The following is a 15,369-nucleotide window of genomic DNA, read 5'->3' as shown; positions in this document are numbered from 1 at the left end:
CACCGGCAGCCTCATCATTGCAAGCCCTGGCCTCTCGTGAGCCCGAAGGGCGGCAAGTATTCCCTTAACGCATGGTAGAGAGCTTGTGCGCCTGTTCGACGGCGTTACCGATATAGGTCGCCGGAGTCAGTGCCTTGAGCTCTGCTTTGACCTCGTCCGGCAAGGCCAAAGTGTCGATGAAAGCAGCGAAACCTGCCTGGTCGATACGCTTGCCGCGCGTCAGTTCCTTGAGCTTCTCGTAGGGCTTCTCGATGCCGTAGCGACGCATCACCGTCTGAATCGGTTCGGCCAGGACTTCCCAGCTGCTGTCGAGGTCTTCTGCCAGACGCTCGGGGTTGGCCTCTAGCTTGCCGATGCCCTTGAGAGAGGCCTGGTAGGCGATCAGGCCATAAGCCATGCCGACACCCAGGTTACGCAATACGGTGGAATCGGTCAGGTCCCGCTGCCAGCGCGAAATCGGCAGTTTCTGAGCGAGATGGCCAAGGATGGCATTGGCCAGTCCCAGGTTGCCTTCGGAGTTCTCGAAATCGATGGGGTTGACCTTGTGCGGCATGGTGGAAGAGCCGATTTCGCCAGCTACTGTCTTTTGCTTGAAATAGCCCAGCGAGATATAGCCCCAAACATCACGATCAAAATCGATCAGGATGGTGTTGAAGCGGCATACCGCATCGAACAGCTCTGCGATGTAATCATGCGGCTCGATTTGGGTCGTATAAGGATTGAAGGTCAGGCCCAGGCTCTCGACGAAGGTCTGGGCATTTGCCTCCCAATCCACATCCGGATAGGTAGTCAGATGGGCGTTGTAGTTGCCCACTGCACCATTGATCTTGCCCAGAATCTCGGCGCTTTCGATTTGCTTGAGCTGACGGCGCAGGCGATAGGCAACATTGGCCATTTCCTTGCCCAGAGTAGTGGGGCTGGCGGTCTGGCCGTGGGTACGTGACAGCATCGATAGCTCGGCATGACGCTCGGCCAGCTGGGCGATGGAGTCGGCCACTTCGTGCATGACCGGCAGCAGGGTGGACAGGCCACCTTGCAGCATCAGGCCATGGGACAGGTTGTTGATGTCCTCACTGGTGCAGGCGAAGTGCACGAATTCGGTGATGGCGTGCAGCTCGGGCTGGGCCTCGATCTTCTCCTTGATGAAGTACTCCACCGCCTTGACGTCATGGTTGGTGGTGCGCTCGATTTCCTTGATGCGCTGAGCATCGGCTTCGCTGAACTCATTGACCAGGCGATCGAGGAAATCAGAAGCGGCAGAAGACAGCGCAGGAACCTCACTGATACCGGGCAACTCGGCCAGGCGTTGCAGCCAGCGGATCTCGACAGTGACTCGGGCACGAATCAGGCCGAATTCGCTGAAGTGCTCGCGCAGGGACTCAGCCTTGCTGCCGTAGCGGCCATCGACGGGGGAAAGGGCGGTAAGAGCGGAGAGTTGCATGATGAGGTTCCGGCTGTTCAGAAAGTCAGTTGATATTGGGGTGAAGGCTTGTTCTGCTCCCGCGAGCCTGTCCTGAGCCACGAGAGTGTCGTTGCGTTCGATCAGGCAGCTTCAGAGTTCGTCCAGGGCACGTTTGAGAGAGTTGCGCTGGAACATCAGTTTCCAGCGGCGCCCGCCTTGTTGATGCCACAGCAGGGCGAAGCGAATACCTGACAGCAAGGTTGCACGAATGCGTTCCGGCATCATGGGGCTTTGCAGCAGGCTAGGATCACCCTGGATGACGATGCGGTTCTTGAGTGTCGAAATGGTCTGCTGGTAAGCCTCACCGAGGCTGGCAACAACATTCTCGTGGGTGTTGCCGAAGTGTTCCGCCTGGGCCCGGATACGTTCCAGACGTCCCCCCAGGTCATCCATCATGGCGTTGTCACTGCGTAGCCTGTTCATCAGCAGCATGATGCTGAAGCCATAGCGCAGTACCACAGGGTTGACCTGGCGTTTACCTACAACGGCCTCCAGTGTTTCGAGACCGATACGCAGGTTGTTGGGGTGGCCACCGTAAATCGACTCGAAGGTCGGAGGCTGGGTTTCCAGCGTGGCATTGATCTGGGTTTCCCAGGCGCGGCTATCAGCCTGTCCAGTGCGAGCCAGGGAGTCGGCCAGGTGAGCAGCCTGGAACACACCTGCCAGGGCGATGACCTGGCGTGCGATGGGCGACTCGGGGGCGCGGTGAATCGGGACGGACTCGTTCATGCCGCTTTCTCCTGCGCATTCCAAGTTGCATTGATCACACCGCCACCGAGGCACACATCGCCAGAGTAGAGTACGAGAGACTGGCCGGGTGTCACGGCACGTTGCGCCTCGTCGAAGTGAACATCGACACCGCCATCGGGACGTGTGCGCATGGTGCAGGGGACATCTGTCTGGCGATAACGTGTCTTGGCGGTGAAGCGTCCTTCACTGGTGGGTGCGGAACCTGCCACCCAGTCCATGGCCTCGGTGGACAGGCTGTCGGTGTACAGAAGCGGGTGGTGCTTACCTTGTACGGCAATCAGCACATTGCGCTCGAGGTCCTTGGCCGCCACGTACCAGGGGTCTTCGGGGTAGCTGGCCAGTCCGCCGATACCCAGCCCTTGGCGCTGGCCCAAGGTGTAGTACATCAGCCCCATGTGTTCGCCGATTCTGTCACCGTCCGGCGTTTCGATAGCACCTGGCTGAGCAGGCAGGTATTGCTTGAGAAAGTCGGAGAAACGACGTTCCCCGATAAAGCAGATACCGGTGGAGTCCTTTTTCTTCGCCGTGACAAGACCGTGGCGTTCGGCAATGGCGCGGACCTGAGGCTTTTCGATCTCGCCCACAGGGAACAGCGTGCGACCGATGGCGGCCTCCGGTACAGCATGCAGGAAGTAGCTCTGGTCCTTGTTGGCATCCAGGCCCTTGAGCAGGCGTGGACGACCGTCGCGCTCACCGCGACGCACATAATGACCAGTGGCGATCAGGTCGGCACCGAGCATCTCTGCGTAGTCGAGAAAGACTTTGAACTTGATTTCGCGGTTGCACAGGATGTCGGGATTGGGCGTGCGCCCCGCTTTGTATTCAGCGAGGAAATGTTCGAAGACATTGTCCCAGTATTCAGCCGCGAAATTGGCCGTATGCAGTTTGATGCCGAGCTTGTCGCACACAGCCTGAGCGTCCGCCAGGTCTTCCTTGGCGGTACAATATTCAGTGCCGTCGTCCTCGTCCCAGTTCTTCATGAACAGGCCTTCTACTTCGTAGCCTTGTTCAAGCAGGCGCAGGGCCGAGACGGAGGAGTCGACACCGCCGGACATGCCGACGATGACTTTGCCGGTGGGCGCGGACATAGCAATTCTCTAATAGCAATTCTTTATAAGCGGTCTCTATAAAGACTGTCTCTATCACTGCCTCTATATTCTCTATAACTGCCTCTATATAAAGCGGTTTCTAGAAAAAGAGCAGTTTCTACGAAAACAGAGCAGCTCAATAACCGCTTTCTCGTACAGGAGCGGGCATTCACGAGTCTTGTGGGCGTCGCAAGCCTGCGCTGATACTGAGATGTCGTAAATGGGCCGAAATTATACACGAAGCGGGGCCAGGCGACGAGCGGCTTACCGTTCGTGAAGCACCTCCATGGGATAGGTCTTGCCGGCCAGGGCATCACGAATACGACGCAGCACCAGAGGGCTGCGCAGGCGGCCTTGCCGGTCGAGCTCTTCGACTTCCTCCAAGGTCAGCCAGTGAATGTCGAGGATGCCTGGGTCCAGTTCGTTGCCGAGGTGGGCCAGGGCCATGCCGAAGAAGGCGTGACTATGGAAGGTCTGTCCGTCCGGCGCATGGTAGACATACATGCCAAGATAGTCGGTGATGCCGACCCTCCATGCGGTCTCCTCGGCAACCTCTCGCAGGGCGCCGTCCTGGATGCGTTCTCCAGGTTCAAGGTGCCCCGCGGGCTGGTTGAACAGGGTATGCGGGCCCCCGCGGTTTTCCTCCACCATCAGGAAGCGGCCTGCACGCTCGACCACGGTGGCCACAGTGACATGGGGTGTCCAGCGCATCATTTGTGCCTCCTTGAACGTGGTGATGGGTGGCCTGCAGGTCGCTTTGGAGCATGCAGAGTCTGGCATTGCCACTGGCCTGGGGTCAGACCATCAAGTCGCCAAGGGCCGATGGCGACCCGGACCAGGCGTAAAGTGGGATGGCCGACGTGTGCTGTCATCCTGCGCACTTGGCGATTGCGTCCCTCGGTGATTGTCAGTTCAAGCCAGCATGTATCCGGGTGGCGCTTGGGGTTCAATGGCGGCTCTCTCTCCGGCAGGCCGGAATCCGCGAGTCGACGAACCTTGGCTGGCAATGTTGGTCCATCCTTGAGCGTGACCCCTTTACGCAAAGCCTGCAAGGCGTCATCGCTGGGTTGACCTTCGACCTGGACACGATAGGTCTTGGGTTGCTTGTGTTGCGGATGGCTGATGCGGTGAATCAATTCGCCGTCATCGCTCAACAGAAGCAGCCCCTCCGAGTCATAGTCCAGGCGCCCGGCAGGATAGATGCCAGGTATGTCGATCACGTCGGAAAGAGTATCCCGGCCTTCACTGTCCGTGAACTGGGACAGCATACGATAGGGTTTGTGCAGTAAATAAAGCTGGCTCATGAAGCGATGATGGGGCTCGTCAGGGCAAAGAGAGAAAGATTGTCGACAAAGCCTACTCCGTGAGCGGGGGGTAATGCTATACTCCGCGCTCCACTGAACAGGGGGAGCTGTGAGAAGCGGCAACTGGAGTGCACCTTCGATGCCATTCCCACGGCCTTCTTCACAAGACCAGACAGGGGAGTTCTCCATGGGTTTCCAGAAAATTGTCGTCCCTGCGGGCGGCGAAAAGATTACCGCCAACGCCGACAACACCCTGAACGTACCGAATAATCCGATCATCCCGTTCATCGAAGGTGATGGTATCGGTATCGACGTGACTCCGGCGATGAAGATTGTAATCGACGCCGCTGTGCAGAAGGCCTACAACGGCGAGCGCAAGATCCACTGGATGGAAGTCTATGCCGGTGAGAAGGCGACTCAGGTCTACGACGCTGATACTTGGCTGCCAGAAGAAACTCTGGAAGTGGTCAAGGATTATGTCGTTTCCATCAAGGGTCCGCTGACCACGCCGGTGGGTGGTGGTATCCGTTCTCTGAACGTGGCTCTACGCCAGAAACTCGACCTGTATGTCTGCCAGCGTCCGGTTCGCTGGTTCACCGGCGTGCCGAGCCCGGTCAAGAACCCGGGTGACGTGGACATGGTCATCTTCCGCGAAAACTCTGAAGATATCTATGCTGGTATCGAGTGGAAGGCTGGCAGTGCCGAAGCCGACAAGGTCATCAAGTTCCTGCGCGAAGAAATGGGCGTCACCAATATCCGTTTCCCGGAAGGTTGCGGTATCGGTGTCAAGCCGGTTTCCGAAGAAGGTACCAAGCGTCTGGTGCGTCAGGCCCTGCAATACTGCATCGACAACGACCGTGAGTCGCTGACCCTGGTGCACAAGGGCAACATCATGAAATTCACCGAAGGTGCCTTCAAGGACTGGGGTTACGAGCTGGCCAAGGAAGAGTTCGGCGCCGAGCTTCTCGACGGCGGCCCCTGGATGACCTTCAAGAACCCGAAGAACGGCAAGGACATCGTGGTCAAGGATGTTATCGCTGACGCCATGCTGCAGCAGATCCTGCTGCGTCCGGCCGAGTACGATGTCATCGCCACGCTGAACCTGAACGGTGACTACCTATCCGACGCTCTGGCAGCTGAAGTGGGCGGTATCGGTATCGCTCCGGGTGCTAACCTGTCTGACACTGTTGCCATGTTCGAGGCTACTCACGGTACTGCTCCGAAGTATGCCGGTCAGGACAAGGTCAACCCGGGCTCCCTGATCCTGTCCGCAGAAATGATGCTGCGCCACATGGGTTGGGTCGAAGCTGCCGATCTGGTGATCAAGGGCATGGAATCGGCTATCTCCAAGGGCGAGGTCACCTATGACTTCGAGCGCCTGATGGACAATGCCAAGCTGCTGAAGTGCTCCGAATTCGGAGAGGCTGTTGCAGCCAACATGTAAGTGCTGACGAGCTGACATGATGCAAGCCCCCGCCTGGCGACAGGTGGGGGCTTTTCATATCTGAGCCAGACGCATGACCGGGCTATGTTGATACAGGCAGGTTTATACCAACACGTTTTCCCCCGCATGCTTTCAAGGGCAGTGCATCAGAAATTGCCTGTCGAGAGTATGGTTTTACGTGAAAGCGTGAGTGATTGGCCCGATAATGAAGATAAAGTTGAGAACCAAGCTGCTTGACCGACGTCCAATGCTCGACAGGGTGTCTATCTCTCAGGTATTACCATCCTGCAGGAGAATCTGTCATGAGAATCTGTCATGAGAGCTTGTCATGATAGTCTGCAGGGAGATGGCCAGCTGTAGGAGGTTGGGTCGTGAGCGGTGCATGAATACGATGATGTGAGGCTTATGTTCAACCAGTATGATGATAACTGGGCCAGGTGGCCGACATCCGCAGTAGTGAGCACGATGGCGGGCATGACGCGACCGCCGCAACCGACCGAGGAGGAAGAGGGGGATCTGGCCACTCAGGCGGCTGATCCAGAACTGGCCAGGCCACCCATGTACAAGGTGGTCTTGCATAATGATGACTTCACCCCCATGGAGTTTGTCGTTGAGGTACTGCGAACTTTTTTTCATCTGGATAGCGAGAGCGCAGTACAGATCATGTTGACGGTGCATACCCAGGGCAAGGCAACTTGCGGTATCTTCACTCGAGATATTGCGGAAACCAAAAGTCATCAGGTCAATCAATATGCAAGAGAGTGTCAGCATCCGCTGCTGAGTGACATCGAGTCAGCAGACTGATTTCACGCGATGGACTCAGTCGTTCGTTTCACGTTATCCAGCGATGCTCTTGACTTACGGGACGGGCTCACGGCATGGGTTAGCGGGCAGCGAGAACCGCAACGTTGAAGGAGAACTTGCAACGGCGGCGTTTGTGCCCGATGTTGATGATGCCGGACCACAAAAGATCCGACGCAAGCCCTAGGCGGCGAGAAGGGGACTGCCATGCTGAGCAAAGAACTTGAACTGACCCTGAACACGGCTTTCACTGTGGCGCGCTCGAAGCGCCATGAGTTCATGACCGTGGAGCACCTGTTGCTGGCGCTGCTGGATAATGCAGCTGCCTCCGATGTGCTACGTGCCTGCGGGGCCAATCTTGATAAGCTGCGGTCCGACCTGCAGGATTTCATCAATTCCACCACACCTCTGATTCCTGAGGATCAGAGCGAACGTGAAACCCAGCCTACCCTGGGCTTCCAGAGGGTGCTTCAACGCGCGGTATTTCACGTGCAGTCATCCGGCAAGAGTGAAGTGACCGGAGCGAATGTGCTGGTAGCCATCTTCTCCGAACAGGAGAGCCAGGCGGTTTATTTCCTCAAGCAGCAGAATGTTGCCCGGGTCGATGCCGTCAACTACATCGCCCACGGCATTTCCAAGGTGGCAGGGCATGGCCAGAGCCCGGCGCCGTCATCTCCTGAGTCGGAAGAGGGTGAGGAGGGCGTCAGCGAGTCTGGTGGCAATCCGTTGACCGGGTTTGCCACGAACCTCAATGAGCAGGCACGCATGGGCAAGATCGACCCTCTGATTGCGCGTGATCACGAGCTCGAGAGGGTGGTGCAGATTCTGGCTCGTCGGCGCAAGAACAATCCGCTGTTGGTAGGTGAGGCGGGTGTCGGCAAGACAGCCATTGCCGAAGGCCTGGCCAAGCGTATCGTTGAGGAAGACGTACCTGATGTCATCGCTGATGCCGTAGTGTATTCCCTGGACATGGGCGCGCTGCTGGCAGGCACCAAATATCGCGGCGACTTCGAGAAGCGCTTGAAGGGTCTCCTCGGTGAACTGCGCAAGCAACCCAATGCCGTTCTGTTCATCGACGAGATCCATACGGTCATTGGTGCCGGTGCCGCCTCCGGTGGGGTGATGGACGCTTCCAACCTGCTCAAGCCGCTGCTGTCTTCCGGTGAGCTGCGTTGTATCGGTTCCACAACCTTCCAGGAATTCCGCGGTATTTTCGAGAAAGACCGTGCTCTGGCTCGTCGTTTCCAGAAGGTGGACGTGCTGGCCCCTTCGGTGGAGGACTCCATCCGCATTCTCAAAGGATTGCGCTCACGCTTCGAGGAGCACCACCAGCTCAAGTACACCGATGCAGCATTGGAATGCGCAGCACGTCTTGCTGATCGCTATATCAATGACCGCTATCTGCCGGACAAGGCCATTGATGTCATTGATGAGGCCGGTGCCCATCAGCGCTTGCTGCCTCCTGAGATGCGTATCGATACCATCGACGTGGATCAGATTGAGGCCGTGGTGGCGTCGATTGCCAGGATTCCGCCAAAGAGTGTGTCCAGTTCCGATCGCAAGTTGTTGGCGAACCTGGATCGTGATCTCAAGATGCTGGTATTCGGTCAAGACGAGGCCATCGATAGCCTGGCCGCGGCGATCAAGCTTTCCCGCGCAGGGCTCAAGGCACCGGACAAGCCGGTTGGCAGCTTCCTGTTTGCAGGCCCTACTGGGGTCGGCAAGACCGAAGTGGCACGTCAGCTGGCCACGATCATGGGCGTGGAGCTGGTACGCTTCGATATGTCCGAGTACATGGAGCGTCATACCGTATCGCGTCTGATCGGTGCGCCTCCCGGCTACGTCGGTTATGACCAGGGCGGGCTGCTTACCGAAGCCATTACCAAGCAGCCTCACTGTGTATTGCTGCTGGATGAGATTGAAAAGGCACATCCTGAGGTCTTCAATCTGCTGCTGCAGGTCATGGACCATGGCCGCCTGACCGATAACAACGGACGTGAAGCCGACTTCCGTCACGTCATTCTGATCATGACCTCCAATGCGGGGGTGGAGCAGGCGACGCGTCGTTCCATCGGGTTCCAGACCCAGGACCACTCTACCGATGCCATGGAGGTGATTCGCAAGACCTTCTCGCCGGAATTCCGCAACCGCCTGGATGGCATCATCCAGTTCCACGCTCTACCTGTGGAAGTGGTGCGCAACGTGGTCGACAAATTCCTTGTCGAACTACAGGCGCAACTGGATGAGAAGCGTGTTCAGCTGGAAGTGGACGATGAGGCCCGGGATTGGCTGGCGGAGCAAGGATATGACCCCGACATGGGCGCGCGCCCGATGGCTCGCCTGATTCAGGAAAAACTCAAGAAACCATTGGCCGAGATGATTCTGTTCGGCGATCTGGCAGAGCATGGTGGTGTCGTCCACGTCACGCTGGAGAACGGAGAGTTGAGTCTGTCTGCGGATGTGGAGCTGGCAGCAGACACTCCCTGATCTCGATGTTCAGCATGAAGTTCTGGCATAACTGCCGACGCCCCGTCCAGCGACGGGGCGTCGCTGTATAGGGGCGCAGTAAGCAGACAAGCTTATAGAGAACTGCGGCAAGCTGCGTGAAGCTTACAGAGCAGGGGCGAGGGTGAGAGCAGCGTATACTGCGCCATCATGCTGCGTTGCCCACGCCAAGTGTTCCGTCTCGATGGGGCTTAACGGGAGCGGTAGACGATGCGGCCCTTGGACAGATCGTAAGGTGTCAGCTCTACCTTGACCTTGTCGCCCGTCAGGATGCGGATATAGTTCTTGCGCATCTTGCCAGAGATGTGAGCGGTAACGACGTGGCCGTTTTCCAGCTCGACACGAAACATGGTGTTGGGAAGGGTATCGACGACGACGCCTTCCATTTCGATATGGTCTTCGCGTGCCATATAGGCGAATCCTCGCTGATGGATCAGGACAACGCCGGAGACATGAAAGTTCCTCCTGGCGTTCGGGTAGCGCGGTATTCTGCCGTATGCCGCGGCAGATGGCAAAAATAGCGCGCAAACGAGCCCTCCACGAGCCATGCTCGAGGGTGGCTTTTGATTAAGTTTAGCTTGTCAGACAGGGATAAGGCGACGCCATTGGCGACCGTCGAGCCGTTCGAGAGGGGAAAAAGTGCTTTTATAGTTCATTTTTTGACATTCTTCGATCCAATAGCCCAGATAGAGATGTGGGAGGCCATGATGTCTGGCTTTCTGGATCAATGTCAGAACCGCCTGGGTGCCTAGAGAGCGCCGTTCGAATGCTTCGCTCGGGTCGAAGAAGGTATAGATGGCCGATAATCCGTGGCGAAGCTCATCGAAGGCAGCGACAGCGACCAGCTTGTCACCAAGATGGAATTCCAGCATTCGTGCATATGGCTGATCCAGGCTGAGGAATGTCCGGTACTGCTCATGACTGGGAGGGAACATGTCCCCATCGTGGTGCCGCGTAATGATATAGCGTGCATACAGGTCGTAATGTTCCTGCTTGAACTGGGCCTGGCAGTTCGTCACCCGTAGGTCGGCATTGCGCCGCATCAAGCGACGTTGGGTTCGATTTGGCGTGAACTCTGCAACAGGAATGCGTACGGATATGCAGGCGTTGCAGCCTTCACAATGAGGTCGATAGAGGTGCTGGCCACTGCGGCGAAAGCCGAGCAGGGTAAGAGAGTCATAGACAGCCTGGCCAGGTGACTCCTTGGGGTCGAGAAACAGCGTAGTGGCTTCTTTATCCGGCAGGTAGCTGCAGGTATGGGGCACTGTGAGAAAGAAGCGCAGATCGCGTACTGGCTGCCGCGGAGTATTGCTGCTCAAGGTATGCCTTCTCCGTAGAATTTGCCGCAGAAAATGGCACGTGGATTCACAATGCAGATCCAATGGATTCAAAGGACCAGTCAGGTCGCGTCACATCGGGTTTATCCTCACCCAACCACTTATCAAGATAGCTGATGAAGGTTGTTCGGGCGATGCTGTTGGCTCCCATGCTTTGCAAGTGTGTGGTGTGCATCTGGCAGTCGATCAGCTTGCCGCCGTCATGTGCCATGCATCGGGCCAGGTGGACCAGAGCCACCTTGGAGGCATCGGGCTCGAGAGAGAACATGGATTCGCCGAAGAATACCGGCCCCAGCGCAATACCGTACAAGCCCCCTACCAAGGCGTCCTGTTTCCACACTTCCACGGAATGTGCAATGCCGCGGCGATGCATGGTTTCATAAGCTTCCTGCATTTCCGGAGTGATCCAGGTGCCTGGTTCGCCTTTGCGCGGCGCTGCACAGGCTGCAACGACATGATCAAAAGCCTGGTTGGCAGTTACCTGAAAACCGGCATTTCTAATGCGTTTTGCCAAGCTGCGGCGGACACGTACCTGATCAGGGAACAGTACCATTCGCGGATTGGGGCTCCACCAGAGAATGGGCTGGTCGTCGCCGTACCATGGAAAAATACCGCGGCGGTAGGCGCTCACCAGCCAATCGCAGGTGAGTGATCCTCCGGCAGCCAGCAGGCCCTCAGGATCATCCAGGGCGTTACTGACAGGGGGGAACTGAACTGGGTGCTCGGGGAGCCAGGGCAGCATGGTGGGGCTCTTGATATGAGAGAAAATGCAAGTTTGACCTGTGCGCCGATCATGCTCAAGGTTCTTTCTCACCTACGTCCAGAGCTATTTTTTCCGCTTCCTTGCGAAGATTTCTGAATCTGCTCGGGCCGGTTTTTTTTCGGCCAGCCCAAGACGGCCGCTCTGTGATCCGCTCATGATGATTTTCCTGCCTAGCCCCGGAGCTGAGAAACCTGTCCTCCGTATCCGATAAAAACCACCTGGAGGTGCTTCAGGCCTATAACCTTGTGCTCTGGCTCGGTATCATGGCCCCCAGAAAGAACGTTGGAGACGCCCTCAGGGGCGCGAGGGAGGCCGTTTGACTGCCAAGAAGAAATCCACGTCGCCGTTGGCGACGGCGGCAGCCGCCAAGGAGACTGCCAAGAAGGTTGGCCTGCGTCTTCAGGGCTCTGCTACGGAAGGTGTGATCATTGTCTTGCTGGCCGCCTGCGTATTCTTGCTGCTTGCATTGTTCAGTTTCAACTCGGCAGATCCGGGCTGGTCCAGTAGTGGCCCTGAAACCGAGGTCAGTAACTGGATGGGGCCGGTCGGTGCCTGGTTGGCCGATGTGCTGTATTCGCTATTTGGTGTCAGTGCTCTCTGGTGGCCGGGCATGTTGGGCTTTGCAGCCTGGTGGCTGATCCGTTCGCGTCAGGTCCGCATCGACTGGGATGCCACCGCCCTGGCGGTACGTTGTGGTGGGCTGGTCTTGCTGTTGTTGGGGTCCACGACATTGGGGGCTTTGTACTTCTACGATCCGAATAGCCCTCTTCCCTATTCGACCGGCGGAATTCTTGGTGAAGGCCTGGCCGGGGCCTTGCGCTTGCTGGTGGGTACCGGTGGCACGGGCCTGTTGGCCGTGGCCGGGATCCTGTGTGGCCTGCCGCTTTTCACCGGCTTGTCCTGGTTCAATGTGATTGATGAAATGGGTCACCGTGCCCTGTCGCTGATCCAGCGGTTCCGCCGAGATGCCGGCCCTGAGCTTGAACAGAGTAAGGCGAAGACCGATGACGTTCCTTCGCCTGAGTCTGCCGAGGAGACTGGCAAGCCGCACTGGTGGCAGCGCCTGTTGCCTTCGTTTCGAAAGAGGCGTGATTCACAGGCACCAGACCTGGGTGACTCCCGCAAGCGTCAGGAGCCCGCTTTTGGCAATGATGGCAACAGTGAGATTCCGTGGGATGTCCCCGAGCAGACGCCTTCCGCCAAGCAACCTGGTGCTGCCTATACCGAGCAATACGCCAAGACTGAACGCAAGCAGCAGAGCCGTACGGGGTCCCAGAAAGAGGCTCTTGAGCCAACGCTGGGCAGTGCCTTTTCCAGCGCGACACCTGAACAGGGCAAGGAGCCGGACAGCGACGAGCCACGGGAGACGCTGCCATTGCGTGCTGAGCGTACAGAGCCTCAGCAAGCGCCTCGCACAGCCCCTGAAATAGCCTCTGAGGGAATGGCCAGGGCCACGGGAGAGCCGCCGTCCGTCAGCTCCAGCAATGATGCTTCTCCTGATACATCTCAGCCCGTGCCAACAGCCGAGCCTGCTGCTGAAACGGTTACACCGGAGTCAAAGCCGGTGGCAAAACCGCGTATCTCTGTGCACGCACTGGTCAACAAGCCTGGCGAATACAAGCCGGCACATGCCGAAGTACCTTTTGTCGAGGAGCCTCAGCCTGCAGATAAGCTTCCGTCTGTCGAAGAGCCGCAGGCTGTTGAAACGCTTCAATCAGTAGAGGCGCTTCAGCCAGTTGAAGAGCTTCAGCCTGTTGAAAAACCTCTGAGCGGTCCAGAGTCCAGTGCCAAGGATGTTGCCATGGCTACTGCAGGTGTTGCTGGCACGGTTGCAGCTGCAGCAGTCCTGGCATCTCGTGAAGGAGAGGTGTCGACGCCTGAGTCTTCGCATGCTTTCTCTACACCGGAAGCGCCCAAGGCCGAGCGTCGTGCAGAAGACATTCCTGAGCCGGTATTGCCTGATGATGACTTTGCCTCGGACTATGTGGCCAGTGCGCCATCAGCCCCCCTGCATGGCGACGTCAGGAAAGAAGATTCTGCCGATGGCGGGGGAGCCGACAAGGCTCACGTTTCCACACCGTTACCGGCTTCGGTGCCGCCTGGGACGTCGTTCCCCGAAGCTTCTCAGCCGCCTGGTGCACAAGGCGATGAGCAGGCGGTATCAGGCCGTGTGGCAACTGCTGAACAGGCGCGGGAAGCTGCAGAAGCCGGTGGTCCGACCTTGTGGACGGTAGAGCACCTGCAGAGCCAGCGCCCGGGCCTGGATGACCTGCCAGAGCCGGATGGCGAGGTTCCGAGCATGAGGCTGCTGACACCACCGGAGCCTCACCAGCCCAACTACACGCCAGAGCAGTTGCAGGATATGGCGGAACTGCTCGAGATGCGTTTGCGTGAATATGGGGTCAAGGCAGAAGTGGTCGATACCTGGCCGGGGCCGGTGATCACCCGCTTCGAGATCAAGCCTGCTGCCGGGGTGAAAGTGTCGAAGATCAGCAATCTGGCCAAGGACTTGGCTCGTTCGCTGATGGTCAAGAGTGTACGTGTGGTGGAGGTCATCCCTGGCCGGCCCACGGTCGGTATCGAGATACCCAACCCCAATCGCGCCATGATTCGCCTGCGCGAGGTGATCGACTCCGAGCGCTTCCTCCAGGAAGCTTCTCCCCTGACACTGGCCTTGGGACAGGACATTGGTGGTGCTGCGGTGATCGCCAACCTTGGCAAGATGCCCCATGTGCTGGTGGCTGGCACAACCGGTTCAGGCAAGTCGGTGGGGGTCAACGCGATGCTGATCTCCATGCTGCTGAAGGCCACGCCAAGTGAGCTGCGCTTGATCATGGTCGATCCCAAGATGCTGGAGCTGTCGGTCTACGATGGCATTCCCCATCTGCTGGCGCCGGTTGTCACGGACATGAAGGAAGCCGCCAATAGCCTGCGCTGGTGTGTCGCCGAAATGGAGCGTCGTTACAAGCTGATGGCTGCGATGGGGGTGCGTAATATCGCCGGCTTCAACAGCAAGCTGGATGAGGCCGAGCGTCATGGCGCCCAGGTGGCGGATCCGTTATGGGAGCCTCAACCATGGGAAATGCATCAGACGCCGCCCGTATTGGAAAAGCTGCCCTACATTGTGGTGGTGATTGATGAATTTGCCGACATGTTCATGATTGTCGGCAAGAAGGTGGAAGAGCTGATTGCACGTCTGGCGCAGAAGGCCCGTGCAGCAGGTATTCATCTGGTGCTGGCAACACAGCGTCCTTCCGTTGATGTAGTCACCGGCCTGATCAAGGCCAACATTCCCACGCGCATGGCCTTTCAGGTCTCCAGCCGCGTCGATTCCCGTACCATCCTCGACCAGGGGGGAGCAGAGAACCTGCTGGGGCACGGCGATATGCTGTATCTCCCGGCGGGCTCTGGCCAGCCGACCCGTGTACATGGCGCTTTCGTCGATGATGACGAAGTGCATCGCGTGGTCGAAGACTGGAAGCGCCGTGGTGAGCCGGAATATATCGATGAGATACTGTCCGGCGGCGTTTCTGCTGATGCCTTGACCGGCCTCGAGGCAGATGGCACCGGCGATGATGGCGATGCTGAGCAGGATGCACTCTATGACGAGGCTGTCGCCTTCGTGACAGAGAGCCGTCGGGCTTCCATCTCGGCTGTGCAGCGCCGCTTCAAGATAGGTTACAACCGTGCCGCAAGGCTGGTTGAATCCATGGAGATGGCTGGAGTGGTCTCACAGATGGGAAGTAACGGCGCGCGCGAGGTATTGGCGCCGCCACCCGTTGGCAGTTGAGTTTCGACAAGTAAAGTTTCGGCAAGTTGGACTGCGACAAGATGAGTGGAGGGTGTTGTGAAATGGCGACACTCTCCACTCAGCGTGTAACGACCATGGAAGTCCATGATTTTCGCTTTATTCGG

Annotated in this window: 12 protein-coding genes; 4 read left to right on the top strand and 8 right to left on the bottom strand. The window is 57.8% G+C overall.

Annotated elements, in window-relative coordinates; all coding sequences use genetic code 11:
* Positions 1 to 64 precede the first annotated feature (64 nt).
* The 5 genes from purB to Q1K07_RS11165 form a co-directional block, all read right to left on the bottom strand.
* Positions 65 to 1,441, bottom strand: a complete 1,377-nt coding sequence (gene purB, locus Q1K07_RS11185) for an adenylosuccinate lyase (RefSeq protein ID WP_300310802.1) — start codon at positions 1,439 to 1,441, stop codon at positions 65 to 67.
* 111 nt (positions 1,442 to 1,552) lie between these two features.
* Positions 1,553 to 2,191: a high frequency lysogenization protein HflD gene (gene hflD, locus Q1K07_RS11180; protein ID WP_300310799.1), complete on the bottom strand. Its 639-nt coding sequence runs from the start codon at positions 2,189 to 2,191 to the stop codon at positions 1,553 to 1,555.
* Entirely contained in the window at positions 2,188 to 3,300 is a 1,113-nt protein-coding gene (gene mnmA, locus Q1K07_RS11175; protein ID WP_300310797.1) for a tRNA 2-thiouridine(34) synthase MnmA, read from the bottom strand. The genes hflD and mnmA overlap by 4 nt, the downstream gene beginning before the upstream one ends.
* A 264-nt stretch (positions 3,301 to 3,564) precedes the next feature.
* A complete protein-coding gene (locus tag Q1K07_RS11170; protein ID WP_300310795.1) occupies positions 3,565 to 4,014 on the bottom strand; it encodes an NUDIX domain-containing protein in 450 nt (149 codons plus the stop codon).
* Complete coding sequence (locus tag Q1K07_RS11165) at positions 4,011 to 4,604, bottom strand: pseudouridine synthase (RefSeq protein WP_300310793.1); 594 nt, start codon at positions 4,602 to 4,604, stop codon at positions 4,011 to 4,013. The genes Q1K07_RS11170 and Q1K07_RS11165 overlap by 4 nt, the downstream gene beginning before the upstream one ends.
* A gap of 187 nt (positions 4,605 to 4,791) precedes the next feature.
* Here Q1K07_RS11165 and icd point away from each other — a divergent pair, with 187 nt between their 5' ends.
* The 3 genes from icd (at position 4,792) to clpA (ending at position 9,336) form a co-directional block, all read left to right on the top strand.
* Positions 4,792 to 6,048 (top strand): NADP-dependent isocitrate dehydrogenase, encoded by a 1,257-nt coding sequence (gene icd, locus Q1K07_RS11160; RefSeq protein WP_300310791.1) that lies wholly within the window; start codon positions 4,792 to 4,794, stop codon positions 6,046 to 6,048.
* Between the two features lie 465 nt (positions 6,049 to 6,513).
* Positions 6,514 to 6,852, top strand: a complete 339-nt coding sequence (gene clpS / locus Q1K07_RS11155) for an ATP-dependent Clp protease adapter ClpS (protein WP_300310946.1) — start codon at positions 6,514 to 6,516, stop codon at positions 6,850 to 6,852.
* A 204-nt stretch (positions 6,853 to 7,056) separates the two neighbouring features.
* Positions 7,057 to 9,336, top strand: a complete 2,280-nt coding sequence (gene clpA / locus Q1K07_RS11150; RefSeq protein ID WP_300310788.1) for an ATP-dependent Clp protease ATP-binding subunit ClpA — start codon at positions 7,057 to 7,059, stop codon at positions 9,334 to 9,336.
* Between the two features lie 209 nt (positions 9,337 to 9,545).
* On the opposite strand, the gene infA is transcribed toward clpA, so the two are convergent.
* The 3 genes from infA to aat all read right to left on the bottom strand — a co-directional run bounded on the left by infA (position 9,546) and on the right by aat (position 11,433).
* A complete protein-coding gene (gene infA, locus Q1K07_RS11145; RefSeq protein WP_013332816.1) occupies positions 9,546 to 9,764 on the bottom strand; it encodes a translation initiation factor IF-1 in 219 nt (72 codons plus the stop codon).
* A gap of 171 nt (positions 9,765 to 9,935) precedes the next feature.
* Positions 9,936 to 10,673 carry an arginyltransferase gene (locus Q1K07_RS11140; protein ID WP_300310786.1) on the bottom strand — a complete coding sequence of 246 codons (738 nt, stop codon included), beginning with the start codon at positions 10,671 to 10,673 and terminating at the stop codon, positions 9,936 to 9,938.
* A gap of 46 nt (positions 10,674 to 10,719) precedes the next feature.
* Entirely contained in the window at positions 10,720 to 11,433 is a 714-nt protein-coding gene (aat, locus tag Q1K07_RS11135; RefSeq protein ID WP_300310784.1) for a leucyl/phenylalanyl-tRNA--protein transferase, read from the bottom strand.
* Between the two features lie 337 nt (positions 11,434 to 11,770).
* Between aat and Q1K07_RS11130 the strand changes: the two genes are divergently transcribed.
* Positions 11,771 to 15,244 carry a DNA translocase FtsK gene (locus Q1K07_RS11130; protein WP_300310782.1) on the top strand — a complete coding sequence of 1,158 codons (3,474 nt, stop codon included), beginning with the start codon at positions 11,771 to 11,773 and terminating at the stop codon, positions 15,242 to 15,244.
* Positions 15,245 to 15,369: the final 125 nt, after the last annotated feature.

The organism is Halomonas sp. (assembly GCF_029263665.1).
Taxonomy (GTDB): domain Bacteria; phylum Pseudomonadota; class Gammaproteobacteria; order Pseudomonadales; family Halomonadaceae; genus Halomonas.
The sequence above is the reverse complement of the archived record's forward strand: the minus strand, read 5'-3'. Positions and strand labels throughout refer to the sequence as shown.

What these genes read in the sequence shown, in the direction of transcription:
- infA (WP_013332816.1), bottom strand. Translation starts at nt 9,764, where the DNA reads ATGGCACGCGAAGACCATATCGAAATGGAAGGCGTCGTCGTCGATACC.
- hflD (WP_300310799.1), bottom strand. Translation starts at nt 2,191, where the DNA reads ATGAACGAGTCCGTCCCGATTCACCGCGCCCCCGAGTCGCCCATCGCA.
- icd (WP_300310791.1), top strand. Translation starts at nt 4,792, where the DNA reads ATGGGTTTCCAGAAAATTGTCGTCCCTGCGGGCGGCGAAAAGATTACC.
- Q1K07_RS11165 (WP_300310793.1), bottom strand. Translation starts at nt 4,604, where the DNA reads ATGAGCCAGCTTTATTTACTGCACAAACCCTATCGTATGCTGTCCCAG.
- mnmA (WP_300310797.1), bottom strand. Translation starts at nt 3,300, where the DNA reads ATGTCCGCGCCCACCGGCAAAGTCATCGTCGGCATGTCCGGCGGTGTC.
- clpA (WP_300310788.1), top strand. Translation starts at nt 7,057, where the DNA reads ATGCTGAGCAAAGAACTTGAACTGACCCTGAACACGGCTTTCACTGTG.
- purB (WP_300310802.1), bottom strand. Translation starts at nt 1,441, where the DNA reads ATGCAACTCTCCGCTCTTACCGCCCTTTCCCCCGTCGATGGCCGCTAC.
- aat (WP_300310784.1), bottom strand. Translation starts at nt 11,433, where the DNA reads ATGCTGCCCTGGCTCCCCGAGCACCCAGTTCAGTTCCCCCCTGTCAGT.
- Q1K07_RS11170 (WP_300310795.1), bottom strand. Translation starts at nt 4,014, where the DNA reads ATGATGCGCTGGACACCCCATGTCACTGTGGCCACCGTGGTCGAGCGT.
- clpS (WP_300310946.1), top strand. Translation starts at nt 6,514, where the DNA reads ATGGCGGGCATGACGCGACCGCCGCAACCGACCGAGGAGGAAGAGGGG.